The following is a 24,226-nucleotide window of genomic DNA, read 5'->3' as shown; positions in this document are numbered from 1 at the left end:
TCACCAGACCACCAACCGCGGACCGGCAGATTCCGCCCCACCGCCACACCATCAGGCGACAGCAGATCGACTCAAAGACTCACGAACCGCCCACTTAGATCTCGCCGAGTTGGTCGGCCAGATCGGTCAGGTCGTCGGTGTACAGGTCGAACCGGTCCGAGGAGGCGGGCGGGTCGCCGACGGGGCGGGCGACGTAGGCGGTGCGCAGGCCGAGGCGCTGCGCTCCGCGCAGGTCCCAGGCGTGGGCGGCGACCATCAGCAGCCGCTCCGGCGGTCGTCCGGAGACGGTGACGGCCAGTTGGTAGACCGCCGGGTCCGGCTTGTAGGTCCGGGCGTCCTCGGCGGACAGGGCCTGGTGCCAGCGCAGCCCGGCGTGGGCGTTGAGCCCCAGCAGTGCCGTACGGCTCGCGTTGGAGAGCCCGATCAGCGGGAACCGTTCGGCGATTCGGGCGAGCCCTGTCACGGTGTCGGGCCACGGCGGGAGCCGACGAGCTGACAGCGCCAGCGCCGCTACGGCGGCCGGGTCGTCGACTCCGGCGGCGTCGGCGACGAGCTGGGTGGCTTCCCGGTCGAGGGCGTCGCTGGTGAGGTAGGGGCGGCTGCCGTCGAGGATGCGACGCTGCTCGCGGTCGATGTGCTGCTGCCACAGCGACAACAGCTGCTCGGTCCTGGGATCGTCGAGCGACGGGTCGAGTTCACGAATGCCGGCGCGGAGTCCGGCGGGTTCGTCGACGAGCGTGCCGAGCACGTCGAACACGACGGCGTCGATCTCCAGCACTGACATGAGCGAGCTCTCCCGGACGAAGCTATGTAAGGGCTAAAGTGGCTGTTAGTCGAACGTAGCGAGAGGTTCGCCAAGGATGCAAGTCACGTTGGACGATTACGCCTGGGCGGCGGGGGTCGCGACCGACCTGGTCAACACCACCGCCGAGGTCTGGCGCGGCGACGACCACCTGCCCGACCTGGCCGCCCTGGTCGAGTTCACCGACCTGCACGGCAACGAGCCCACAAACGACACGGCTCCCGGCGCACTCTCCGCACTCTCCGCACTCGCCCACCGCGCACGCACCGCCGACCTCCATGCGGTCCATGCCCTTCGGAAAACCGTGCGCGACCTGATCGACCACCCCGACCGCGACCACCTCATCGCCGGCGCCACCACGCTCACCTCGCCCGCCCAGGGCGCCACCCTGATTCCTGACCCCGCACACGGGAACCGCACACGCTGGGCCGTCCCACTCCGTGACGGAGCAACCATCGCCGACGCCCTGTCATTGATCTGCGGCATCGGCATCCTCGGCGTCGTACACACCCTCGGCGAACAGCGATTCCGCCCATGCACCGCACCCACCTGCCGGGGAGCGTTCATCGACACCACCCGGCCCGGCAGCCGCCGCTACTGCATGCCCGGCCTGTGCGGCAACCGCGTCAACGTCGCCAACCACCGCGCCCGCCGAACCACAACGCGCGACCGGCTCACCAACTCCGAGTAACAGGCCCTCGTTCGGCGGTGTCGGCTGCCACTGAATATGGACGTAGACGGCCCACCGGGCGATGGGAAGGGCGTCAAGCGGCGTGCGGCACGAAGTGCGCAGGAGCGGGAGCGTGGGCACGGTGCCGCGTGGGCCTCGTCGCGGCGGTCGGCGGTGTCCAGCATCCCGGCCTGGTGCACCAGTTCCCATGTCAGGATGGCCAGCGGCCGGTGCCCGTACAGGGGATTCGGCACCTGCCCGTGCGCGAAACCCCACCGCCCGGCCTCGGCCATCTCCTCGCATATGGCGAAGCCCTCTGCCCGCCGTCCGACGGAGTACAGCGCGGACCTGTAGGCGGACAGAGCACGAACGAGCAACTGGTCCTGTTCGGCAAGCCTGCGTCGATACGCCGTGCTGTGGCGGCCGCCTCGGCGTGGCGTACGAGTCGCACCTCCGGCCGGTCCCTGGTCCCTGGCGCGTATCCGGACGAGAGCAGTGCCTCTGTCAGCTTCGGCAGGTAGGCCAGCGGACTTACCGCCGAAAGCACCCGGTACGCCTCGACCTGTTGGTCAATGCTCGGTCTGCCTGATCCAAGCAACATGGTTCGTGCCCGGAGTACCGCATCTTGATCGACCTTGTCGGGGTGATCCATGGCGCGATTCTCGGAGCCGGGGGAGGGGCCGGACAAGGCGTCCGAGCTGTGCCATCGGTCCTACGAGAACGGCTTGTGAGCTGTCATGATGGAGATGGCAACCGCGGACGCCCGGACGGACGAGCGCGACCAAGGGTCGGGCATGCCCTCGCCGACACCCCCGCTGCACGTAGCGCCACCTGGTGGTCGTCGGCGCCGTGGGCGCGGGGGGCGAAACTTTCTCATGGCGGGCAGCGGCCGGCCGGTCTGGGCGGCCAGTGATTAACGACGGCCGTTCACTTCGCCAGGGAGCCGGCCGCAGGGCCGGTTGGGCGGGCACGGAATCGGTTGCGACCCTCATGCGTTGAGGACAGCGTCCGTGGGATTCCGGTGGTGTGCGAGCCGAGTAGTCCGAGCGACCGAGCTGACAGATATTGGAGGGCCGTAATGGCTGCGCAGACGCGGAGGGCCGTGCTGGCGGGCGGATGCTTCTGGGGGATGGAGGAGCTGATCCGCCGCCTTCCGGGTGTGACGGCGACCCGGGTCGGATACACCGGGGGTGACGTGCCGAACGCGACGTACCGTAACCACGGCACGCACGCGGAGGCCATCGAGATCCTTTTCGACCCCGCGAAGACCGACTTCCGTGCGATCCTGGAGTTCTTCTTCCAGATCCACGACCCGAGCACCAAGAACCGCCAGGGCAACGACATCGGCCTCAGCTACCGCTCGGCGATCTACTACGTGGACGACGAGCAGAAGCGGATCGCCGAGGACACGATCGCGGATGTGGATGCCTCCGGACTGTGGCCGGGCAAGGTCGTCACCGAGGTGGAGCCGGTCGGCCCCTTCTGGGAGGCCGAGCCCGAGCACCAGGACTACCTTCAGCGCTACCCGGACGGCTACACCTGCCACTTCCCGCGCCCGGGATGGCGGCTGCCCGCCCGCACGGAGGGCTGACCACGACGCGGCCCGGGGAGGGCTGAGGCCGACCGGCCGGGGCTCCCCAGCCGGGCCGCGGTTGCGTATGCGGGGCGGGCGTTGCCCGCTGTGGACCACGGGTGCGGCGGCGGGACACAGTCCGGGAAGGCCTCAATGGGTCCGGCCACCCTGATCAGCCGCCGGTCGTGGCGACGCCGGTGGGGCAGTACGACCCCTGGTTCGTACCGGGTGGGGCCGTGGGCCGTTCCCCAGGGCCCCCTCAGCGCGGCAGCGTCGCCGGCGTGCCGCCCCGGCCCTCCCAGCCCGCCACCGCCAGCGCCCGGTAGACGGTGTATTCCGCCGCCGGGTCCGTGCCGTACGACCACGGGATCGCGCCCACGTGTCCGTCCACGTGGCGGAGCTGTTCCATCGCCTCCGCGTAGCGCTCGGCGCGCACCAGGAACCAGACCAGCAGGTGGCGGACGTGGGGCTGGACCGGGTGGTCGGCCGGGGCCTCGTGGACCGCGAAGAGGGCGCCTTCGATGGCGCGGGTGACGACCGCGCTCTGGTACAGGGTGCGCACCAGGTTGGCCTCCGGGAGGTGCTCGAAGACCGCGAAGAGGGGGAGGGCGGGCAGGAGGCTCTTGGCCGGGGCGGAGCCGGCGGCGGCGTGGCTGAAGGCGTCGGCGAGGTCCTGCGAGCCGTGCCACTTCTCGCACCAGTAGTGGAGCGCGGCGAGGTGGGCGCCCATGTGGTGCGGGGCGCGCTCGGTGACCTTGGACCAGAGCTCTTCGAAGTCGGCCTGCCGGTATGCGAGGCCGCGGGCGATGCCGAGCTCGATGATGTACGGCACGGGGTCGTCCGGCGCCAGCCGCGCCGCCTCGGCGCAGACCGTACGGGCCTCCTCCAGGATCATCCGGAAGTCGTCGGACGACGGGTCGCGCAGCGCCTGGCGGACCAGGAACTCCGCGTGCACGGCGGCCGCGCCCGGGTCCTCGGGCGCCGCGACCCGCCAGGTGCGCAGCCACATGCCGCCCTGGCCCGGTGCCTGGGCCAGCTCGAACGCCGCCGCGCCCGCCAGGGTCTGGACCCGCTGCCAGCGCAGTTCGGAGCTCGCGTCGGTGAGGGCCAGCAGGCGGGCGGCGGGCTGCCAGTCCTGGGTGCGCTGGACCTCCTCCAGGGCTTCGATCAGCTCGCGGTCCGGGCCGGGCAGCCGTACGTCCAGCTGGTCGCGCGGTACGAAGCCGTACGCCCCCGGGTCCGTGGCGAGCACCGCGCCGCGGTTGGCCTCATTGCCGCCGCGCATCCGGCGCAGGGCGGGCACGATGAGGACACCGCCGATCATGACGATGGCGATGAGGAAGATCAGATACTCCATGTGTGTCCCCTGCTGCCCCTGCTGTGCCCGGTACCCGTAGTGAGAACGTCTGTGCTCCAGCCTATGTGCCCGCCCGGTCGTTGAACCCGCTAGTACCGCGGTGGGCATTACCCTCGGCCCCATGACCGAGCAGCACACCCAGCAGCCCGACCCGCACCGCGGTGCGGGTCGCAGCGCGCAGAGCTTCGAAACCCTCGCCATCCACGCGGGGCAGGAGGCGGACCCGCTCACGGGCGCCGTCGTCCCTCCGATCTATCAGGTCTCCACCTATAAGCAGGACGGGGTGGGCGGGCTCCGCGGCGGATACGAGTACAGCCGCTCCGCCAACCCCACCCGCACCGCCCTCGAGGAGAACCTGGCGGCGCTGGAGGGCGGGCGCCGCGGCCTCGCCTTCGCGTCCGGGCTCGCCGCCGAGGACTGCCTGCTGCGCACGCTGCTGGTGCCCGGTGACCACGTCGTCATCCCGAACGACGCGTACGGCGGCACGTTCCGCCTCTTCTCCAAGGTCGCCGAGCGGTGGGGCGTGGAGTGGTCGGTCGCCGATACCTCCGACCCCGCCGCGGTGCGGGCCGAGCTGCGGCCCCGTACGAAGGTGATCTGGGTCGAGACGCCGAGCAATCCGCTGCTCGGCATCACCGACATCGCCGCTGTCGCCGACATCGCGCGTACCGCCGGGGCCTGCCTCGTCGTCGACAACACCTTCGCCAGCCCCTATCTGCAGCAGCCGCTCGCGCTGGGCGCGGATGTCGTCGTGCACTCGACGACCAAGTACATGGGCGGCCACTCGGACGTCGTCGGCGGCGCGCTCGTGGTCTCCGACCCCGCCCTCGGCGACGAACTGGCCTTCCACCAGAACGCCATGGGCGCCGTCGCCGGGCCGTTCGACTCCTGGCTGGTGCTGCGCGGCATCAAGACCCTCGCCGTACGGATGGACCGGCACAGCGCGAACGCCACGCGCGTCGCGGAGCTGCTGGTCGCGCACCCCAAGGTGACCGAGGTCTTCTACCCGGGGCTGCCCGGGCACGCGGGGCACGAGGTCGCGGCCAAGCAGATGCGGGCCTTCGGCGGCATGGTCTCCTTCCGCGTCGCGGGCGGCGAGCAGGCGGCGGTCGACGTCTGCGACCGGGCGCGGCTGTTCACGCTCGGCGAGTCGCTGGGCGGCGTCGAGTCGCTGATCGAGCACCCGGGCCGGATGACGCACGCCTCGGTGGCGGGGTCGGCCCTGGAGGTGCCCGCCGATCTCGTCCGGCTCTCGGTGGGCATCGAGGCGGTCGACGATCTGCTCGCGGATCTCAGCCAGGCTCTCGCGTAATCCGGTTCCAGGTTCTTGCCTGACAGCCAGGCCCTCGCGTAATCCGGTCCGCCTACCGCCGTCACCACCCCTCCAGGGGAGGCGTGGTGTCGGTCGGCGGCGTCGTCCACGGCTGGACGATCACCGCCCAGACCGTGAAGGTGATGATCGCGGCGATCAGCAGGACCCAGCCGACGGCCCGTACGGCGCGGTGGCGGCGCAGCATCCGCCGACCCCGCCCGGCCGCCCGGTCGGCCAGGTCCGGTGGCACGGCCGGGTACGGGCCGTTCAGCATGCGACGGACCTCGTCCTCCTTGCGGTCGGGGAAGCTCATGAGTCCGCCTTGTGCTCGGGGAGGCTCATGGGGCCGCCTTGTGGTCCGGGAAGCTCATGACGCCGCCCCCGCCGCCCGGCGGGGCTCCGGGCGTGCGCGCGTCTCCGGCGCGTGGCTGCGCATCAGCGCCACCGAGCGCGTACAGATCGCGCGCACCCGCTCGACCGGCAGTCCGAGGGCGGCCGCGGCCTGCTCCTCCGCCACGCCCTCATGCAGCCGCAACACCAGCACCAGGCGTTCCTGCGGGGTGAGCCGCCCCAGGAGGCCGCCGCGCGGTCGGCGGTAGCGCCAGGCGCGGTTGGCGAAGAGGATGGCCAGTTCCCGGCGGGTGTGGTCGTACGGATCTTCTCCGCGCAGCCGGTCCCAGCGGGCGTAGGTGCGGGCGAGCGCGGCGGTCAGCAGGCGCTCGGCGGCGCTGTTCTCCCCCAGTGGTCCCCCTGGAATGTCCCCCGGTGCTTCCCCCGTGAGCAGTGTGGCCGCATGCAGCAGCCGACCGCCCGCCCCCGCGGCGAACGCCGCGAACTCCCGGGCGCGGCGGCTTTCCCGTGCTGCCCGCCTCTCGCGCACCCGTCCTCCGCCTCCCGTCCCTTTCAGGACACGGGTCCCCCTTCAGGACACGGCAGGCACGGCCACCCGGTCAAGAGGCGTGCCCCCGAAGGTGCTGCGGGGTGGCTCAGGATGCGGACGCCGCCTGGGGCACGGTGGCGTGCGCGGCGGCCAGCGCGACGTTGAAACGGGTGAGCAGATCGCAGAAGATGTCCCGCTCCTCCACGGTCCAGCCGTCGGTCACCTGCGCCATCAGGGCGCGCCGTGAGGACCGCACCTCCTCCAGGCGGGCCTTGCCGCGCGGGGAGAGCTGGAGGACGACCGCGCGGCCGTCCTCGGGGTGGGAGGTGCGCTTGACCATGCCGGAGTCGACGAGCGGGGCGACCTGGCGGGTGACGGTGGACGAGTCGATGCCCATGCCCGCGGCGAGCGCCTTGACTCCCATCGGTCCTTCCTTGTCGAGCCGGTTGAGCAGCAGATATGCGGCGCGGTCCATGGAGTTGCGGGCCTGTCCGACGCCGCCGAGGCGGGTCTGTTCGGCGCGCCGGGCGAAGACCGCGACCTGGTGCTGCAGGAGGTCGAGTACGCCGGTGTCGAGGTGGGTCGTCATGTCCGATTGGGTGGGCATGGACTAAGGCTCACTTCATGCGGTGGTCTGTGGGATGGGGCACAGAGTACGCGGCTGGGGGCCCGCCCGTACGGGGGCTGCAGAAACCTGCCGTCCGGATCCGGCCGCCGCTGGTGCGCGTGGGGCGAGCTGCGAGACTTGGGACCATGGCCCCACGCACTACCCGCACTTCCGGTACCTCGTCTTCCGGTGTTCCGACGTCCGTGATCACGCTCGACGAGGTGCGTGCGGCGCAGAAAATGCTCTCGGGGGTCTCCCGGGTCACCGCGCTCGAAGGCAGCCGCTATCTGTCCGGTCTGGTGGGTTCGCCGGTGCATCTGAAGTGCGAGAACCTGCAGCGTACGGGCTCTTTCAAGCTGCGCGGGGCGTATGTTCGGATCGCCGGGCTCAGCCCCGAGGAGCGGGCCGCGGGCGTGGTGGCGGCCAGCGCCGGGAACCACGCGCAGGGCGTCGCGCTGGCCGCCTCGCTGCTGGGTGTGCGTTCGACCGTCTTCATGCCGCAGGGCGCGCCGCTGCCGAAGATCGCGGCCACCCGGGACTACGGCGCCGATGTGCGGCTGCACGGCCAGATCGTGGACGAGACGATGCGCGCCGCGCAGGAGTACGCCCGGCGTACGGGCGCGGTCTTCATCCACCCCTTCGACCACCCGGACATCATCGCGGGGCAGGGCACGCTGGGCCTGGAGGTCCTGGAACAGTGCCCGGAAGTACGCACGGTCGTGGTCGGCGTCGGCGGGGGCGGGCTCGCGGCCGGGGTGGCGGTGGCGGTGAAGGCGCTGCGGCCGGACGTACGGGTGGTGGGGGTGCAGGCGGCGGGCGCCGCGGCGTATCCGCCCTCGCTGGCCGCCGGGCATCCGGTGTCGATCGAGGCGCCCACGACGATGGCCGACGGGATCAAGGTGGGGCGCCCCGGCGATGTGCCGTTCCGGATCATCGACGAGCTCGTGGACGAGGTCCGTACGGTGTCCGAGGACGCGCTGGCCGCGGCGCTGCTGCTGTGTCTGGAGCGGGCGAAGCTGGTGGTCGAGCCGGCCGGGGCCTGCTCGGTGGCCGCGCTGCTCGCGGAGCCGGAGTCCTTCGAGGGGCCGGTGGTGGCGGTGCTCTCGGGCGGCAATGTGGATCCGCTGCTGATGCAGCGCATTCTGCGGCACGGCATGGCCGCGGCGGGGCGCTATCTCTCGCTGCGGCTGCGGCTCACGGACCGGCCGGGGGCGCTCGCCACCCTGTTGGCGGCACTGACGACGGTCGATGCGAATGTGCTGGACGTGGGCCATGTACGGACCGATCCGCGGCTCGGGCTCACCGAGGCCGAGGTGGAGCTGCACCTGGAGACGAAGGGGCCCGAGCACTGCGATGAGGTGCGGGAGGCGCTGCGCGAGGCGGGTTACCGGGTGTTGCCGTAGGGCTCCCCGCGCCTGAGTTCCCGGCTGCCTTCCCCTGAGTCCCAGGCTCCCTTCCCCTGTGTCCCTTGCCCCCGTGGTTTTCCACAGGCGGTTTTCCACAGGCATGGACAGGCTGGGTAATTCGGGCGAAAGTTAAATCCTTCTGCGAGCACGCCCGATGGGGGACGCATATGCCAGGTGCCATCTATGCCGAAGGTCTGGTGAAGACCTTCGGCGACGTCAGAGCCTTGGACGGGGTCGATCTCGACGTACCGGAAGGGACCGTGCTCGGGCTGCTCGGGCCCAACGGGGCCGGGAAGACCACTGCGGTGCGGGTGCTGACCACGCTGCTTGAGCCGGACAGCGGTAAGGCGCGGGTGGCGGGCGTGGACGTGCTGCGCCACCCCGATCAGGTGCGCCGTTCGATCGGGCTGTCCGGGCAGTTCGCCGCCGTGGACGAGTATCTGACCGGCCGTGAGAACCTGCGCATGGTGGGGCAGCTGTACCAGATGGGCGCGCGGGAGGCGAAGGCGCGCGCGAGCGAGTTGCTGGAGCGGTTCCATCTGGCGGACGCGGCCGACCGCGTCGCCAAGACGTACTCCGGCGGGATGCGCCGCCGGCTGGACCTGGCGGCCGCCTTGGTCGTCAGCCCGCCGGTGATGTTCATGGACGAGCCGACCACCGGCCTCGACCCGCGAAACCGGCAGGCGCTGTGGGAGGTCATCCAGGAGCTGGTGGCGGGCGGCACGACGCTGCTGCTGACGACTCAGTATCTGGAAGAGGCCGATCATCTGGCACATGACATCTGTGTGATCGACCGCGGCCGGGTCATCGCGCGCGGCACCTCCGACCAGCTCAAGGCGCGTACGGGCGGGGAGCGGGTGGAGGTGGTGGTCCATGAGCCCGCCCATATCGAGGTTGCGGAGGAGGTGCTGCGGGGCTTCGGCAAGGGCGAGATCGCCGTGCAGCGGCACACCCGTAAGGTCACCGTCCCGGTCGTCGGCGGGGCCAAGCTGCTCGCCGAGGTGATCCGGGAGCTGGATGCGCGCGGGGTGGAGATCGACGACATCGGGCTGCGCCGCCCGACTCTCGACGATGTGTTCATCTCGCTCACCGGCCACGGTGCCGAGGGCGGCGACGGTGCCGAGGAAGAGGTCAAGTGATGGCCAGAGTGGGGGAGACAACGCCCGAGTCCACTCCCGGGGCGACCGATACGGCCTCCGGGACGGCTTCCGACACGGCCCCCGGGGCGGTTTCCGGGGCGGCTGCGGCGCGTGGGGGCCGCGTCGCCGTAACCCCGCGAGTGTGGGGCGGGCCCGTCCAGTCGGTCCGTGACTCGTTCGTCGTGGCCCGTCGGAATCTGATCCGCATGATGCGGATTCCCGAGGTGGTGGTGTTCGGCCTGGTCCAGCCCATCATGTTCGTGGTGCTGTTCAGCTATGTCTTCGGTGGCGCGATCATGGTCCCGGGGCAGAGCAGCGCCGACGCGAATGTGTATCGGGAGTTCCTGATGGCGGGGATCTTCGCGCAGACCGTGACCTTCGCGACGGCGGGTGCGGGCGCCGGGATCGCCGACGATATGCACAAGGGACTGATCGACCGCTTCCGCTCGCTGCCGATGGCGCGCGGCGCGGTGCTCACCGGCCGTACGCTGGCGGATCTGGTGCAGACGGCACTGACGCTGGTGGTGCTGGCGATCGTCGCGGTCATCGTGGGGTGGCGGATCCACGACGGGGTGCTGAAGGCGCTCGCGGCCTTCGGGCTGCTGCTTCTGCTGGGGTATGCCTTCTCATGGATCGGCGCGCTGATCGGGCTGTCCGTGCGGACCCCGGAGGCGGCCACCTCCGGCGGGCTGATCTGGCTGTTCCCGCTGACGTTCATCTCGAACGCGTTTGTGCCCTCCAGCAAGATGCCCACGTTCCTGGGGCATATCGCCGACTGGAATCCGTTCAGCGCCACGGTGCAGGCGAGCCGCGAGCTGTTCGGTAACCCCGAGGGGCTGGTCTCCGACGCCTGGCCGATGCAGCACCCGGTGCTCGCCTCGGTCCTCTGGTCGGCCCTGATCATCCTGGCCTTCCGGACGCTGGCGGTCCGTAAGTACCGCTCGGCGACCGCCTGAGCGAGGCGGTCGCCGAGATCGGGCCGAGATCGGGCGCCGGGCCGAGATCGGGGCGATCATCGGCCCTGGCGGGGCGCGGCGTCAGCTCTGGTAGGGCTTGGCCTCGAGGATCTTCACGGACGCGGTGCGGCCGTTCGGCAGCTCGTACGAGGCGTCCTCGCCGACCTTCTTGCCGTTCACACCCGAGCCCAGCGGGGACTGCGGCGAGTAGGTCTCGATGTCCGAGCTCGCGTACTCGCGGGAGGCCAGCAGGAACGTCAGGCTGTCGTTCGGGTCGCCGTCGAACGCGATGGTGACGACCATGCCCGGAGCGACCACGCCGGTGTCCGCGGGGGCCTCGCCGACCTTCGCGTGCTGCAGCAGCTGCGTCAGCTGGCGCACGCGGAGTTCCTGCTTGCCCTGCTCCTCCTTGGCGGCGTGGTACCCGCCGTTCTCCCGCAGGTCACCTTCCTCGCGGGCAGCCTCGATCTTCTTCGCGATCTCGACACGTGCGGGACCCGACAGGTACTCCAGCTCGGCCTTGAGCTGGTCGTACGCCTCCTGGGTCAGCCAGGTGACGTTCTCGCTGGTCTGGGTCACAGGTGCTCCTCGTCGGTGCTGGGAATACAAATGAACGCCCTACTCAGAAGGGTGCGCCTTCAAAGCCGGGCGAAACCACGAGCCTAACAATTCCGGCTCGAAACGGGGAGGAGGAATGTGGGCGCAATGTGGATGAAACGCGTCAGTGCAGGTCAGACGGGGCTCAGTGGCCCGACACCGGATCGCAGCCGACCAGCTCGGCGCTGGTCGCCCGACCCGTGGTGCGCACCGTCACGACCTTGACCGCATCGCCCTGGCCCTTGGCGAAGGTGAAGTCCTTGCGCCCCACTTCGCCGTGCTCCTTGTCGAGGGTACGCACGGTGCACACCCCGGTGGTGCCGGTGTCCTTGGTGATCTCCAGACGCACCTCGACGGCGCTGTCGGAGACCACCTTGAAGCCGGTCACCTGGCCGCTGATCTCCTGCTGGCCGGTGATGTACGAATAACCAAACCAGGCGATCATGGCAAGGAACCCGGCGCCGAGCACGGCACCCAGGATCTTCAGCTTGCGGTCGGCACGCTGGTCCGCCGACCGGCCGTAACGCCCGTCATGCAGCCCCTCGCTGACCGTGGCCATGATCGTTCCTCCTGGTTGGCGGACCCGGAATTATTCGCCCCCGGTTTGGGTCACTATAGAAGCCGTCTTCCACGACGAATCACCGAGGATCGAGACTTGACTGATCAGCTGCGTTTGATGGCCGTCCATGCCCACCCCGACGACGAGTCGAGCAAGGGCGCGGCCACCATGGCCAAGTACGTGTCCGAGGGGGTGGACGTGCTGGTCGCGACCTGCACAGGCGGTGAGCGCGGGTCCATCCTCAACCCCAAGCTCCAGGGGGACCCCTATATCGAGGAGCACATCCACGAGGTACGCGCCAAGGAGATGGACGAGGCGCGCGAGATCCTCGGGGTCAAGCAGGAGTGGCTGGGCTATGTGGACTCCGGGCTGCCCGAGGGCGACCCGCTGCCGCCGCTGCCCGAGGGCTGTTTCGCGCTGCAGGATGTGGACGAGGCAGCGGGGACGCTGGTCAAGCTGATCCGCGAGTTCAAGCCGCATGTCATCACCACGTATGACGAGAACGGCGGTTATCCGCACCCCGACCACATCATGACCCACAAGATCTCGATGGTGGCCTTCGACGCCGCGGGGGACCCGGAGAAGTACCCCGAGGCGGGCGAGCCATGGCAGCCGCTCAAGCTCTACTACAACCAGGGCTTCAACCGGCCGCGCACCGTCGCGCTGCACGAAGGGCTGCTCGCACGCGGCCTGGAGTCGCCGTACGGGGAGTGGCTGGAGCGCTGGAAGCAGTTCGAGCGGGCCGAGCGCACCCTGACCACCTTTGTGCCCTGCGCGGATTTCTTCGAGATCCGCGACAAGGCGCTGATCGCGCACCGCACCCAGATCGACCCCGACGGCGCCTGGTTCCGGGTGCCGATGGACATCCAGAAGGAGATCTGGCCGACAGAGGAATACGAGCTCGCGAAGTCGCTCGTGGACACATCCCTCCCCGAGGACGACCTCTTCGCAGGCATCCGCAACAATTGAGCTCATGATGAGCGCGACCAGCACCCTCGCCATGACGCATCTCGTGCCGCTCGCCAAGGAGCTCAACGAGAACAAGGTGACGCCGGGCGTCCTCGGCTTCATCGTCTTCGCGTTGATCGGCGGGGCGGTGTGGCTGCTGATGAAGTCCATGAACAAGCACATGAAGAAGGTGGACTTCGAGGAGGAGCCGGAGGCCGGGCAGACCGCCCCGGCCACCGCGTCCTCGAAGGCCGCCCCGGGCGCCAAGGGCGAGCGCACGGCCTGACCGACCACGGCGCCGCCCTGACGGGCCGCGGGCCCGGTCGCCTGACGGCCGATGGCCTGACGGGCTACTGCCCGACGGCCGGTCGCCCGGCGGTCAGCCGTCTGACGGCCCGCTGCCCGGCGGTCCGTGGCCCGAGGCGGGACCTGCCCGACCGGGCTACGGACCCGTCGGGCCGAGTCGTGTCATAGATCACCTCGATCGTCCTGGTCAGCCTGGTCGGCCCGGCCACCGTCGGCCGTCCGTCCACCCTGGTCGGTCCGCTCACCCTGGTCGGTCCGCTCACCCTGGTCGGCCCGGCCGCCGTCGTCGGCCCGGCCCCCGTGGTCGGGCCGGTCGTCCTGGGCGCCCCCGGTGCCCCCGGCGCCTCCATCGGCACCGCCGCCCCCGCCGCCCCGCGCCCCCGCCGCGGTCGGCAGGACCGCCATGACCTCCCGGGAGTGGCGGCTCGGCACCATGCCGAGCTGCCACGCCTGCCATCCCGTCTCCGGCTCCACGCCGCGCTCCAGCACCAGCGTGAACGCCTCCGCGCACCCCTCCAGCCGCGCGTCCCCGGCCCAGTCGGCCGACCGCAGCTCGCCCAGCAGCTCCGCCAGCTCCTCCTGGGCCACCGCCGTGCCGACGACCGAGCCGCCCGCCGAGGCGAACGGCAGCAGTGTGCAGCGCAGGAACCGGGCCCAGCTCTCGCCGCGCCGGTCGCCGTACTCCGCGAACAGCCGCGCCGCCTCCTCCACCAGGTCCAGCGCCTGCTCCGCCCGCCCGTTTCCCGCGTCGATCACCGCGAGCTCCACACAGGACCACGCCTCGCCGTGGGCCACCCCCACCCGGCGGAAGTCCTGCCGCGCGTCCTGGAGCAGCTGCCGCGGGAACCCGCTGTTGCGCAGGGAGCCCGTCTGCGCCGCCCGCAGGTCCCGGGTGACCCGCGCGGAGTGGTGGCGGGCGCACGCCAGCCCGTACACATCCCGCATCCGGCTGAACATCGTGCGGGCCCGCTCCAGGTCGCGCACCGCCGAGTCGTGGTCGCCGCGCTCCTCCAGCGCCTGGCCCAGGTAGTAGAGCGTCCATGCCTCGCCGCGCGCGTCCTCGTTCTCCCGGTGGCGGGACAGGGCCTGGCGCAGCTGGTCGACGGCGGCCGACGCCTCCCCGGCCACCAGCCGGGCGCGGGCCAGCTGGGTCAGCGCCCATGCCTCGCCGCGCTGGTCGTGGGTGCGGCCGTAGGCATCCAGCGCCTCGCGCAGTTCCCGCTCCGCGCGCGGCACCTCGCCCATGCGCAGACACGCCTGGCCGAGCTGGAAGTGGGCCCACGCCTGGCCGTGCACGCTCTCGCTCTCCCGGTGCAGCTCCAGGGCCGCGTCCAGCAGCTCCAGCGCCCTGCCGAGCCGGCCCCGGTCGCGCTCCACCGCGGCCAGCGCGTGCATCGTCCACGCCCGGTCCGCGCGCAGCTCATCGGCCGCCTGAAGCTCCATGGCCTCGGTCAGCTTCGCCGCGGCCTCGGTGAGATTGCCCTGGTGGTGCAGGGTGATGCCCAGGCTGCACAGCGCGCGGGCCGCGCCCGCCTCGTGCTGCGCCTCGAAGTACAGGTCGACCACCGAGGACAGGGTGGTGCGGGCCTGGTCGAGCTCGCCCAGCTGCCGGGCCGCGATGCCGGTGCGCCACTGCACCGAGCGCATCAGCAGCCCCTGGTCCACGGCCTGGGTCAGCTCGCTGATCTCGCCGAGCCGGTACAGATCGCCGCGCAGCAGGCAGTAGTCGCACAGCGCGCCCAGCAGATGCAGCACCGCGGACTGGTCCACGCCCTCGGCGTGGCGCAGGGCGGCCGTGATGAAGCTCGACTCGTCGTCCAGCCAGCGCAGCGCCGCGTCCAGGGAGGTGAAGCCATGACCGCCGGCGGCGCCCCTGGTGAACATGTCGGCGCGGGTGGAGGTCTTGCCGTCGACCATCCGGATCACGGAGTCCGCCAGCTCGGCATAGCTGCGGATCAGCCGCTCCTGGGCGGCGGTGCGCCGGGCCGGCTCCTCCTCGTCCATCAGCCTGCCGTGGGCGAAGGCGCGCACCAGGTCGTGCAGGCGGTAGCGGCTGCCGCGGACGTGCTGGAGCAGCCCGGCCCGGGCCAGCGCGTCCAGGTGGCGGACCGCCTCCTGGTCGTCCGTCTCCAGCAGCGCGGCCGCCGCGGCGGCGCCCAGGCTGGCCCGCCCGGCCAGCGCGAGACGGCGCAGCAGCCGCCGGGCGCCCTCGGTCTGGTCGGTGTAGCGCAGCCACAGTGCCCGCTCGACGGGGCCCACCGGGCCGTACGCCTCCAGGGCGGAGACCAGCAGGCCGGGGGTGCGGGTGGGGAGCGAGGAGCCCGCGATGCGCAGCGCCAGCGGCAGCCGGCCGCACAGCTCGGCGATCCGCTCCACGGACTGCCCGTCGTAGGGTCCCGCGCCCGTCGGCTCCTCGGCGGAGGCGCGCAGCAGCTCCTCGGCGCCCGGCTCGTCCAGCGGGCCGACCTCCAGCCGGTGGACCCACGCGGCCAGGTCGGGCGGCAGCGCGAGCGGGGCGCGCGAGGTGACCAGGACCAGGCTGTCGGACCGCTCCGGGACCAGCGTGCGCACCTGCTCGGCGTCGCTGGCGTCGTCCAGCACGATCGTCACGGGCAGGCCGGTCAGATGCTGGTGGTAGAGCTCGGTGAGCCGCTTGACGTGCTGCCCCTGGGCCGACCGCTCCCGGAAGAGCAGCTGGTCGCGGGGCGCGCCGAGCCGGTTGAGCAGGTGCAGCAGCGCGTCCCGGGTGGGCAGCGGGGCCTGGCCGGGGCTGTCGCCGCGCAGATCCACCAGGCAGGCGCCGCGGAACTGGTCGCGCAGATGGTGCGCCGCCCGCACCGCCAGCATCGTCCGGCCCGACCCGGGCGGGCCCTCCAGCAGCACCACGGTCGGTCTGGTCTCCGTGCTCGCCCGCGCCTGCTGGACCCACTGGGCGATCTGGGTGATCTGGGCCCGGCGCCCGGCGAACGGGCCGTCCGCCTCCGGCAGTTGGCCGAAGGACTGCTCCAGCACCCTGCGCCTGCGGGCCGCCTGGCTGCGGTCCGCGCCGCGCAGCCGGACCGCCTGGCCGCCGCGGCCCGCGGAGCTCGCGCGGCCGGCGGAGCCCACGCGGCCCGCGTCGCCCTTGCCCGGGCCGGACCCGGCGCCCGCGGTGGAGCGGGCGGGCCGGTCGGTGCCGCCGCTGCCGCGGGTGGCGGCCGTCGTCATCCGATGCCGGTCGATGAACGGCCGGATGCCGCGCACCTCCACGGCCGTCAGCCACTGGAGCCTCAGCTGCTCGGCCCCGCCCGGCTGGTTGCGCAGTGCGGCCCGGCGGTGGGCGGCGGGCCAGTGGCCGGCCGTGAGCCCCACGACCGCGGCAGCCGAGCCGGCCACCGCCGCGGTCACGCCCGCGCCCAGCGCCGTGGTCGCCGAGGTGCCCCAGGAGAGGTCCGCGCCGAAGGCCCCGGCGGCCGCGACCGCGGTGGCCAGCATCGGCGGGCCCAGCTGCCGGCGCGTCAGCCGCGACGACAGCGGCCGGCTCTCGGCCTCCGACTCCTCCAGCGCGCGCAGATACGCGCCGTACTCCTCGGCGGCCGTCGCCGCCATGCTGTCCAGCGCGGCCCGCGCGCGGCCCAGCAGCACCCCGCCGTCCGTCCGCCCGCCGGAGCGCCGCACCTCCTCCTCGACGGCGCGCGCGAGCAGCCGCTCGACCTCTCCACGATGACTGTCCCGCAGCGCGGTCGGTGATCCCGGCATCTTCGTCCCCCTCCTGCCAGCATCAAGTGTTCCGTTTCTGGCTCATATCCGGCAGGCCTGTGGATAACTCGCCCTCGCCATGAGTTGAGGGAGGATGGGGGCATGCCGAACCGTCTGGCGCATGAGACATCTCCGTACCTTCTCCAGCACGCGGACAATCCGGTCGACTGGCGGCCGTGGTCCGACGATGCCTTCGAGGAGGCCCGCCGCCGCGGTGTGCCCGTGCTGCTGAGCGTCGGCTATTCGAGTTGTCACTGGTGCCATGTCATGGCCCGCGAATCCTTCGAGGACGAGCCGACCGCCGACTATCTCAACGCGCACTTCGTGTCCGTGAAGGTCGACCGCGAGGAGCGGCCGGACGTCGACGCCGTCTACATGGAGGCCGTGCAGGCCGCCACCGGCCAGGGCGGCTGGCCGATGACGGTCTTCCTGACCCCCGAGGCCGAGCCCTTCTACTTCGGCACGTACTTCCCGCCGGCGCCGCGCCACGGCATGCCGTCCTTCCGGCAGGTCCTCGAGGGCGTGCAGGCCGCATGGGCGGACCGCCGTGAGGAGGTGAAGGACGTGGCCGAGCGCATCGTGCGGGACCTCGCCGAGCGCGGCGGGGCCTCCCTGGCGTACGGGGCCGCCCAGCCGCCAGGGCCCGAGGATCTGCACACCGCGCTGATGACGCTGACCCGCGAATTCGACGCCGTGCACGGCGGTTTCGGGGGCGCGCCCAAGTTCCCGCCGTCCATGGTGCTGGAGTTCCTGCTGCGCCACCACGCCCGTACGGGTTCGCAGGGCGCGCTCCAGATGGTCCAGGCGACCTGCGAGGCGATGGCCCGCGGCGGCATCTACGACCAGCTCGGCGGCGGGTTCGCGCGCTACGCGGTCGACGCGACCTGGACCGTGCCGCACTTCGAGAAGATGCTTTACGATAATGCGCTTTTGTGTCGCGTTTATGCTCATTTGTGGCGGGCGACCGGATCGGACCTCGCCCGCCGCGTCGCTGTGGAGACCGCCGACTTCCTGGTCCGCGAGCTCCGCACCGACCAGGGCGGATTCGCCTCCGCCCTCGACGCCGACAGCGACGACGGCAAGGGCGGGCACGCCGAGGGCGCGTACTACGTGTGGACCCCGGAGCAGCTGAGCGAGGCGCTGGGGGAGAAGGACGCCGAGCTCGCCGCCGAGCATTTCGGCGTGACCGAGGAAGGCACGTTCGAGCAGGGCGCCTCCGTGCTGCGGCTCCCCGACCGCGAGGCGCTGGCCGACGCCAAGCGCGTCGCCTCCGTACGGGAGCGGCTGCTGGCGGCGCGCGCGCAGCGGCCGCGCCCCGGCCGCGACGACAAGGTCGTCGCCGCGTGGAACGGCCTGGCGGTCGCGGCGCTCGCCGAGACCGGTGCGTACTTCGACCGCCCCGACCTCGTCGAGGCCGCGACCGAGGCCGCCGACCTGCTGGTGCGCGTCCACCTGGACGACCGCGGGCGGCTCGCCCGCACCTCCCTGAACGGCACCGCCGGATCCCATGCGGGCGTCCTGGAGGACTACGCGGATGTCGCCGAGGGCTTCCTCGCGCTGTCCTCCGTCACCGGCGAGGGCGCCTGGGTCGAGCTCGCGGGCCTGCTGCTGGACACCGTGCAGGGCCATTTCGCCGCCGAGGACGGCATGCTGTACGACACCGCCGACGACGCCGAGGCGCTGATCCGGCGCCCCCAGGACCCGACGGACAACGCCGCGCCCTCGGGCTGGACGGCCGCGGCCGGGGCCCTGCTGTCGTACGCCGCCGTCACCGGCGAGGACCGCCCCCGGGAGGCGGCCGAGCGCGCGCTCGGGGTGGTGAAGGCGCTCGGGGCGCGGGTGCCGCGGTTCATCGGCTGGGGGCTCGCGGTGGCCGAGGCGCTGCTGGACGGGCCGCGCGAGGTGGCCGTCGTCGGCCCCGGCGACGACCCGGCGACCCGTGCCCTGCACCGGGCCGCCCTCCTGGGCACCGCGCCCGGGGCGGTGGTCGCGGTCGGCGAGCCCGGCTCCCGGGAGGTGCCGCTGCTGCTGGACCGCCCGCTGCTGGAGGGCCGGCCCGCGGCGTACGTATGCCGCCGGTTCACCTGTGACGCGCCCACGGCGGACGCGGGGGCGCTGGCGGGGAAGCTGGGGTAACCGCCCAGGCCTGGGGTAACGGCCGGGCCTGGGGTAACGGCCGGGCCTGGGGTAGCGGCCGGGCCCGCAGCGGGGGCTACAGGGGCAGGCCGCGGGCCAGGATGTCCAGCGCGCGGTCGATCTCCTTCTCGATGTCCTCGATCCGCCCGCGGTCGAAGCAGTAGAAGATCGCTTCCTGCACCGCCCCGAGGACGGCCGCCACGACCACCCGCACATCGAGGTCGTCCGCCGCCCGCCCGCTGCGCTCGGCCATCACCTCGCCGAGCATGTCGCGGGTCTGGGTCATGCCCTCGCTCATCCGCCCGCGCAGCGCGGGGACCTGCCGGATCAGCGTCAGCCTGATCTCCAACTCCCCGCGGGCGTCCTCGGCGTACTGGCGGATCAGATCGACGAGGGCGCGGCGCAGGGAGGCCACCGGCGGCTCGTCGAGGGGCCGGGCGCGCAGCGCCTCCAGGATGAGCGGGTCGTACTCGTCCGTGAGGACGATGTCCTCCTTGGTGGGGAAGTAGCGGAAGACCGTGCTCGGGGAGACGTCCGCGGCCTCCGCGATCTGGTCGACCGGGGTGGCGTCGTACCCCTGTTCCTGGAAGAGCCGGTATGCGGCGCGCCGGATCGCCTGCCGGGTCTGGATCTTCTTGCGCTCACGCAGTCCGAGCTTGGGCGGGGCCGTGGGGGTGGTACGTGCCATGAAACTCATTGTCGGGCATCAGTGCGCTCCTGGGCCATGGCCGGTGCCTCGGTGTCCGGCCCGTCCTGCGTCTCTTGTGCGTTCCGCGCGCCCCGGCCCGGCATGAAGAGCGCCGTCAGGACGGCCGCGGCGAGCGAGACGGCGGCGGTGACCAGCAGGGTGAGGTCCATGCCGTGGACGAAGGCGCGGTCGGCGGAGGACGCGAGCTCGGGGCTGTGCAGGCGCTCGGCCAGCAGCCGGGCGGCGATGACCGAGTCGCCGGCGACATCCGCCGCGCCCGGCGGCAGTCCGGTGGTGTCCAGCCGGTCGTCGTACGCGTCCGCGAGCAGGCTGCCGAGCAGGGCGATCCCGAGGGCGCCGCCGACCTGCCGCAGCGTCATGAGGAGCCCCGAGCCGGTGCCCTCGCGGTCCTTGGGCAGCGAGCCGAGGGCCGCGTCCATGGCCGGGACGATGCCGAAGCCGAAGCCCAGGCCGGTGAGTGACAGCCAGAGCGCGGTCATGCCGTAGCCGTCGTCCACTTGGGTGCGCGAGCCGAGGAACGCGGCCGCGGCGATCACCAGCAGCCCGCCGGCGATGATGGGCCGGGCCCCGAAGCGCGCGGCGAGCGGGGCGGCCGTGCGGGCGGAGACCAGCAGCCCGCCCATCATGGGCAGCAGCCGCAGCCCGGTGCCGAAGGCGTCGTAGCCGACTACGGCCTGGAGGTACTGCGGCAGGACGAACAGCAGGCCCAGCAGGCAGAAGCTCACCAGTGTGGCGGTGACGGCGCTCCACAGGAAGGCGGGGCGGCGCAGCAGCGGCAGGTCGAGCATGGGGCGTACGGCTTGCCGCTCGCGCAGTACGAGGCCGGTCAGCAGCGCCGCAGACGCGGCGAACATGGTGCAGATGAGCGGGTCGGACCAGCCCCGGTGCGGGGCCTCGATGAAGCCGTAGACGAGTGTGGAGAGCCCGCCGGCGCTCAGCGCGGTGCTGACGACGTCGACCTTGGGGGCGGCCGGGTCGCGGGACTCGGGGAGCAGGAACAGGCAGACGACCATGGCGATCGCGGCCATGGGGATGTTGATCAGGAAGACCGAGCCCCACCAGAAGTGGTCCAGGAGCCAGCCGCCGACCAGCGGTCCCAGCGGCATGCCGAGCGCCGCGGCCGCGCTGAGGGCCCCGATGGCCTTGGCGCGCTCCTCGGGGCCGAAGAAGGTGGGTACGACGGCCAGGGACAGCGGCGAGACCAGCGCGGCGCCCAGGCCCATGATCACGCGGGCGGCGATGACGAGGGCCGCTGAGTCCACGAGGGTGCCGACGACCGAGCCGACCAGGAAGATCCCCAACCCCGCCACCAGCATCGTGCGGCGGCCAAACCGGTCGCCGAGGAGACCGGCCGGGAGCATTCCGGCGGCGAAGACGAGGGTGTACGAGTCGGCGATCCACTGCTGTTCGCCGGTGTCGGCGCCGAGCGCCGTGGCCATCTGTGGCAGGGCGATGTTGAGGATCGTCGTATCGAAGCCGAGTACGAGCAGGGCCGCGACGAGGGCCCCGAGCGCCCACCAGCGACGCGGATTCAGCGCGTCCGGAGCATCCGGAGCATTCGGGATGCCCGGGGCGTTTGGGGCATGGGAGACAGCAGACAAGGCACACCTCCGAGAGTTACCGTCAAGTGACAGTAACTCTCAAAAGATGTGGGCTGTCAATCGATAGTGGATGGAGGGGGTCAGGCGTGCTGATAGGCCACCAGGGAAATGCCCACGTAGTGGACGACGAAGGCGGCCAGCGTGAAGGAGTGGAACACCTCGTGGAAGCCGAACCAGTGCGGTGAGGGGTTGGGGCGCTTGGTGCCGTAGACCACCGCGCCCACGCTGTAGAGCAGTCCGCCGACGACGATCAGCGTCATCACGGCGATACCGCCGGTGCGCAGGAAGTCGGGCAGGAAGAAGACCGCGGCCCAGCCCAGGGCGATATAGCAGGGGGTGTAGAGCCAGCGCGGGGCGCCGACCCAGAAGACCCGGAAGGCGATCCCGGCGAGCGCCCCCGCCCACACCAGCCACAGCAGCAACTCCTGCTTGCCGTCGGGCAGAAGCAGCAGGGTGAAGGGCGTATAGGTGCCCGCGATGATCAGGAAGATATTGGCGTGGTCCAGCCGGCGCAGCACGGCCGCGGCGCGCGGCCCCCAGTTGCCCCGGTGGTAGAGGGCGCTCACGCCGAACAGCGCGCAGGCGGTGAGGGTGTAGATGCCGCAGGCCAGCCGTCCGCGCGGGCTGTCCGCGAGGGCGGTGAGGACCACGCCGGCGACGAGCGCGGCGGGGAACATGCCCGCGTGCAGCCACCCACGCAGCCGTGGCTTGACCGGGACCGGCGGAGCTGCCGGGGGCCCTGTCGTGGTGTCAACCGGAGCGTCAGCGGCGGGATCGGGCACGGCGGCAGTCATGGCGGACATGCTACCTACGCCACCGTAGGTTACCCCCCTGTTTCGAGTGGTGATGGTCACCCTGCGCCCACTGGACAGATTGCCCGAGCCGTCGGATGATCAAATGAGCGCGGTCGGCACCGGATGAGCTGAGCATCCGGGTCGCAGCCCCCAAGGGGTAGCTGTCTCCATAACTCCCAAAACTCCCGAACGTCAAAAAACGCATAGGGCGGGTATGAGTGCACATATCCGGCCAAACCCTCAATCAGTGACGCCGGACCGGAGCGGTCCCGGCGGAATGGAGCGATCGTGGCGCCCAGCAATGTGGCTTCCTCAACCACCGCAGCCCCCACCAGCCACCAGGAGCTGATCTCCTGGGTCGGCGAGATCGCCGAGCTCACCCAGCCCGACCGGGTGGTGTGGTGCGACGGCTCGGAGGCGGAGTACGAGCGACTGTGCGCGGAGCTCGTGGAGAAGGGAACGTTCCAGCGGCTCGATCCGATCAAGCGGCCGAACTCGTACTACGCCGCCTCCGACCCCACGGACGTGGCGCGCGTCGAGGACCGCACCTTCATATGCTCCGAGCGCGAGCAGGACGCGGGCCCGACCAACCACTGGAAACACCCGGACGAGATGCGGGAGATCTTCGCCGGGGAGCAGGGCGTCTTCCGGGGTTCGATGCGCGGCCGGACCATGTACGTGGTGCCCTTCTGCATGGGCCCGCTCGGCTCGCCGCTGTCCGCGATCGGCGTGGAGATCACCGACTCCGCGTACGTCGCCGTCTCCATGCGCACCATGACCCGCATGGGCCAGGACGTCCTCGACGTCCTCGGTGACCAGGGCTTCTTCGTCAAGGCCGTGCACACCCTCGGCGCCCCGCTGGAGCCCGGCCAGGCCGACGTCCCGTGGCCGTGCAACAGCACCAAGTACATCTCCCACTTCCCCGAGGCCCGGGAGATCTGGTCGTACGGCTCCGGCTACGGCGGCAACGCGCTGCTCGGCAAGAAGTGCTACGCGCTGCGTATCGCCTCCGTCATGGCCCGCGACGAGGGCTGGCTCGCCGAGCACATGCTGATCCTCAAGCTCACCCCGCCGCGCGGCGAGGCCAAGTACGTCGCGGCGGCCTTCCCCAGCGCCTGCGGCAAGACCAACCTCGCCATGCTGGAGCCGACCATCCACGGCTGGACGGTCGAGACCATCGGCGACGACATCGCCTGGATGCGGTTCGGCGAGGACGGCCGGCTGTACGCGATCAACCCCGAGGCGGGCTTCTTCGGCGTCGCGCCCGGCACCGGTGAGCACACCAACGCCAACGCCATGAAGACCCTGTGGGGCAACTCGGTCTTCACCAACGTCGCGCTCACCGACGACGGCGATGTGTGGTGGGAGGGCATGACCGAGGACGCGCCCGCGCACCTCACCGACTGGAAGGGCAACGACTGGACGCCCGAGTCCGGCACCCCCGCCGCCCACCCCAACGCCCGCTTCACCGTGCCCGCCGGGCAGTGCCCGATCATCGCGCCCGAGTGGGAGGACCCCAAGGGCGTGCCGATCTCGGCGATCCTGTTCGGCGGCCGGCGCGCCAGCGCGGTGCCGCTGGTCACCGAGTCCTTCGACTGGCAGCACGGCGTCTTCCTCGGCGCCAACGTGGCCAGCGAGAAGACCGCCGCGGCCGAGGGCAAGGTCGGCGAGCTGCGCCGCGACCCGTTCGCCATGCTGCCGTTCTGCGGCTACAACATGGGCGACTACATGGCCCACTGGGTGAAGGTCGGCAAGACCGCCGACCAGGCCAAGCTGCCGAAGATCTACTACGTGAACTGGTTCCGCAAGGACGCCGAGGGCCGGTTCGTATGGCCGGGCTTCGGTGAGAACAGCCGTGTGCTCAAGTGGATCGTCGACCGCCTCGACGGCAAGGCCGAGGGCGTGGAGACCGCGATCGGCGTGCTGCCGACCCGTGAGGCGCTGGACACCGAGGGCCTGGACATCCCCGACGCCGACCTCGACCTGCTGCTGACCGTCGACAAGGACGTATGGCGCGAGGAGGCGGCGCTGGTCCCCGACCACCTGCGCACCTTCGGCGACCACACGCCGCAGGAGATGTGGGACGAGCACCGCGCGCTCGTCGAGCGTCTGGGCTGAGCGACAGCTCCGCCGCGT

At 71.6% G+C, this 24,226-nt stretch carries 21 protein-coding genes; 10 read left to right on the top strand and 11 right to left on the bottom strand.

The window, feature by feature from the left end:
• Positions 1–94: 94 nt before the first annotated feature.
• Complete coding sequence (locus ACH4U7_RS28485) at positions 95–784, bottom strand: haloacid dehalogenase type II (RefSeq protein WP_398530647.1); 690 nt, start codon at positions 782–784, stop codon at positions 95–97.
• Positions 785–872: 88 nt separating this feature from the next.
• On the opposite strand from ACH4U7_RS28485, the gene ACH4U7_RS28480 reads away from it, so the two are divergent.
• Both ACH4U7_RS28480 and msrA read left to right on the top strand, forming a co-directional pair.
• A complete protein-coding gene (locus tag ACH4U7_RS28480) occupies positions 873–1,493 on the top strand; it encodes a CGNR zinc finger domain-containing protein (RefSeq protein WP_398530646.1) in 621 nt (206 codons plus the stop codon).
• Between the two features lie 1,057 nt (positions 1,494–2,550).
• Positions 2,551–3,063: a peptide-methionine (S)-S-oxide reductase MsrA gene (gene msrA / locus ACH4U7_RS28475; protein ID WP_358700758.1), complete on the top strand. Its 513-nt coding sequence runs from the start codon at positions 2,551–2,553 to the stop codon at positions 3,061–3,063.
• 241 nt (positions 3,064–3,304) lie between these two features.
• On the opposite strand, the gene ACH4U7_RS28470 is transcribed toward msrA, so the two are convergent.
• A complete protein-coding gene (locus ACH4U7_RS28470; protein WP_398530645.1) occupies positions 3,305–4,402 on the bottom strand; it encodes a hypothetical protein in 1,098 nt (365 codons plus the stop codon).
• A gap of 121 nt (positions 4,403–4,523) precedes the next feature.
• Between ACH4U7_RS28470 and ACH4U7_RS28465 the strand changes: the two genes are divergently transcribed.
• Positions 4,524–5,714: a cystathionine gamma-synthase gene (locus tag ACH4U7_RS28465; RefSeq protein WP_398530644.1), complete on the top strand. Its 1,191-nt coding sequence runs from the start codon at positions 4,524–4,526 to the stop codon at positions 5,712–5,714.
• Between the two features lie 61 nt (positions 5,715–5,775).
• Here the strand turns inward: ACH4U7_RS28465 and ACH4U7_RS28460 are convergent, their stop codons facing one another.
• The 3 genes from ACH4U7_RS28460 to ACH4U7_RS28450 form a co-directional block, all read right to left on the bottom strand.
• Positions 5,776–6,027, bottom strand: a complete 252-nt coding sequence (locus ACH4U7_RS28460; protein ID WP_398530643.1) for a hypothetical protein — start codon at positions 6,025–6,027, stop codon at positions 5,776–5,778.
• A gap of 54 nt (positions 6,028–6,081) precedes the next feature.
• Positions 6,082–6,594 (bottom strand): sigma factor-like helix-turn-helix DNA-binding protein, encoded by a 513-nt coding sequence (locus ACH4U7_RS28455; RefSeq protein ID WP_398530642.1) that lies wholly within the window; start codon positions 6,592–6,594, stop codon positions 6,082–6,084.
• Between the two features lie 106 nt (positions 6,595–6,700).
• On the bottom strand, positions 6,701–7,201 hold the full coding sequence (locus ACH4U7_RS28450; protein WP_385626698.1) for a MarR family winged helix-turn-helix transcriptional regulator: 501 nt from the start codon (positions 7,199–7,201) through the stop codon (positions 6,701–6,703).
• Between the two features lie 146 nt (positions 7,202–7,347).
• On the opposite strand from ACH4U7_RS28450, the gene ilvA reads away from it, so the two are divergent.
• The 3 genes from ilvA (at position 7,348) to ACH4U7_RS28435 (ending at position 10,702) form a co-directional block, all read left to right on the top strand.
• Entirely contained in the window at positions 7,348–8,604 is a 1,257-nt protein-coding gene (ilvA, locus tag ACH4U7_RS28445) for a threonine ammonia-lyase (RefSeq protein WP_398530641.1), read from the top strand.
• 170 nt (positions 8,605–8,774) lie between these two features.
• Entirely contained in the window at positions 8,775–9,746 is a 972-nt protein-coding gene (locus ACH4U7_RS28440) for an ATP-binding cassette domain-containing protein (RefSeq protein ID WP_398530640.1), read from the top strand.
• Positions 9,746–10,702 carry an ABC transporter permease gene (locus ACH4U7_RS28435; protein ID WP_398530639.1) on the top strand — a complete coding sequence of 319 codons (957 nt, stop codon included), beginning with the start codon at positions 9,746–9,748 and terminating at the stop codon, positions 10,700–10,702. The genes ACH4U7_RS28440 and ACH4U7_RS28435 overlap by 1 nt, the downstream gene beginning before the upstream one ends.
• Before the next feature lie 81 nt (positions 10,703–10,783).
• Here ACH4U7_RS28435 and greA read toward each other — a convergent pair whose 3' ends face one another.
• Both greA and ACH4U7_RS28425 read right to left on the bottom strand, forming a co-directional pair.
• Complete coding sequence (gene greA / locus ACH4U7_RS28430; protein WP_089505133.1) at positions 10,784–11,281, bottom strand: transcription elongation factor GreA; 498 nt, start codon at positions 11,279–11,281, stop codon at positions 10,784–10,786.
• Between the two features lie 163 nt (positions 11,282–11,444).
• The gene (locus ACH4U7_RS28425) at positions 11,445–11,858 is read right to left on the bottom strand and encodes a DUF4307 domain-containing protein (RefSeq protein ID WP_398530638.1); all 414 of its coding nucleotides are present in this window, start codon (positions 11,856–11,858) and stop codon (positions 11,445–11,447) included.
• Positions 11,859–11,954: 96 nt separating this feature from the next.
• On the opposite strand from ACH4U7_RS28425, the gene mca reads away from it, so the two are divergent.
• Complete coding sequence (gene mca / locus ACH4U7_RS28420; protein WP_398530637.1) at positions 11,955–12,827, top strand: mycothiol conjugate amidase Mca; 873 nt, start codon at positions 11,955–11,957, stop codon at positions 12,825–12,827.
• A 7-nt stretch (positions 12,828–12,834) separates the two neighbouring features.
• The gene (locus ACH4U7_RS28415) at positions 12,835–13,092 is read left to right on the top strand and encodes a hypothetical protein (protein ID WP_398530675.1); all 258 of its coding nucleotides are present in this window, start codon (positions 12,835–12,837) and stop codon (positions 13,090–13,092) included.
• A 182-nt stretch (positions 13,093–13,274) separates the two neighbouring features.
• Here the strand turns inward: ACH4U7_RS28415 and ACH4U7_RS28410 are convergent, their stop codons facing one another.
• Positions 13,275–16,850 carry a tetratricopeptide repeat protein gene (locus ACH4U7_RS28410; RefSeq protein WP_398530636.1) on the bottom strand — a complete coding sequence of 1,192 codons (3,576 nt, stop codon included), beginning with the start codon at positions 16,848–16,850 and terminating at the stop codon, positions 13,275–13,277.
• A gap of 102 nt (positions 16,851–16,952) precedes the next feature.
• Here ACH4U7_RS28410 and ACH4U7_RS28405 point away from each other — a divergent pair, with 102 nt between their 5' ends.
• The gene (locus tag ACH4U7_RS28405; protein WP_398530635.1) at positions 16,953–18,986 is read left to right on the top strand and encodes a thioredoxin domain-containing protein; all 2,034 of its coding nucleotides are present in this window, start codon (positions 16,953–16,955) and stop codon (positions 18,984–18,986) included.
• A gap of 76 nt (positions 18,987–19,062) precedes the next feature.
• On the opposite strand, the gene ACH4U7_RS28400 is transcribed toward ACH4U7_RS28405, so the two are convergent.
• The 3 genes from ACH4U7_RS28400 to ACH4U7_RS28390 all read right to left on the bottom strand — a co-directional run bounded on the left by ACH4U7_RS28400 (position 19,063) and on the right by ACH4U7_RS28390 (position 22,090).
• On the bottom strand, positions 19,063–19,674 hold the full coding sequence (locus tag ACH4U7_RS28400) for a TetR/AcrR family transcriptional regulator (RefSeq protein WP_398530634.1): 612 nt from the start codon (positions 19,672–19,674) through the stop codon (positions 19,063–19,065).
• A gap of 5 nt (positions 19,675–19,679) precedes the next feature.
• Positions 19,680–21,260, bottom strand: coding sequence for an MFS transporter (locus ACH4U7_RS28395; RefSeq protein WP_398530674.1), 1,581 nt, complete (start codon positions 21,258–21,260; stop codon positions 19,680–19,682).
• Between the two features lie 116 nt (positions 21,261–21,376).
• Entirely contained in the window at positions 21,377–22,090 is a 714-nt protein-coding gene (locus tag ACH4U7_RS28390) for a hemolysin III family protein (protein WP_398530633.1), read from the bottom strand.
• Positions 22,091–22,378: 288 nt separating this feature from the next.
• Between ACH4U7_RS28390 and ACH4U7_RS28385 the strand changes: the two genes are divergently transcribed.
• A complete protein-coding gene (locus tag ACH4U7_RS28385; RefSeq protein ID WP_398530632.1) occupies positions 22,379–24,208 on the top strand; it encodes a phosphoenolpyruvate carboxykinase (GTP) in 1,830 nt (609 codons plus the stop codon).
• Positions 24,209–24,226: the final 18 nt, after the last annotated feature.

Origin of the sequence: Streptomyces sp. NPDC020845 (assembly GCF_044334165.1) — a bacterium.
GTDB lineage: Bacteria > Actinomycetota > Actinomycetes > Streptomycetales > Streptomycetaceae > Streptomyces.
Note: the sequence above shows the minus strand (reverse complement) of the source record. Positions and strands in the feature narration are given on the sequence as shown.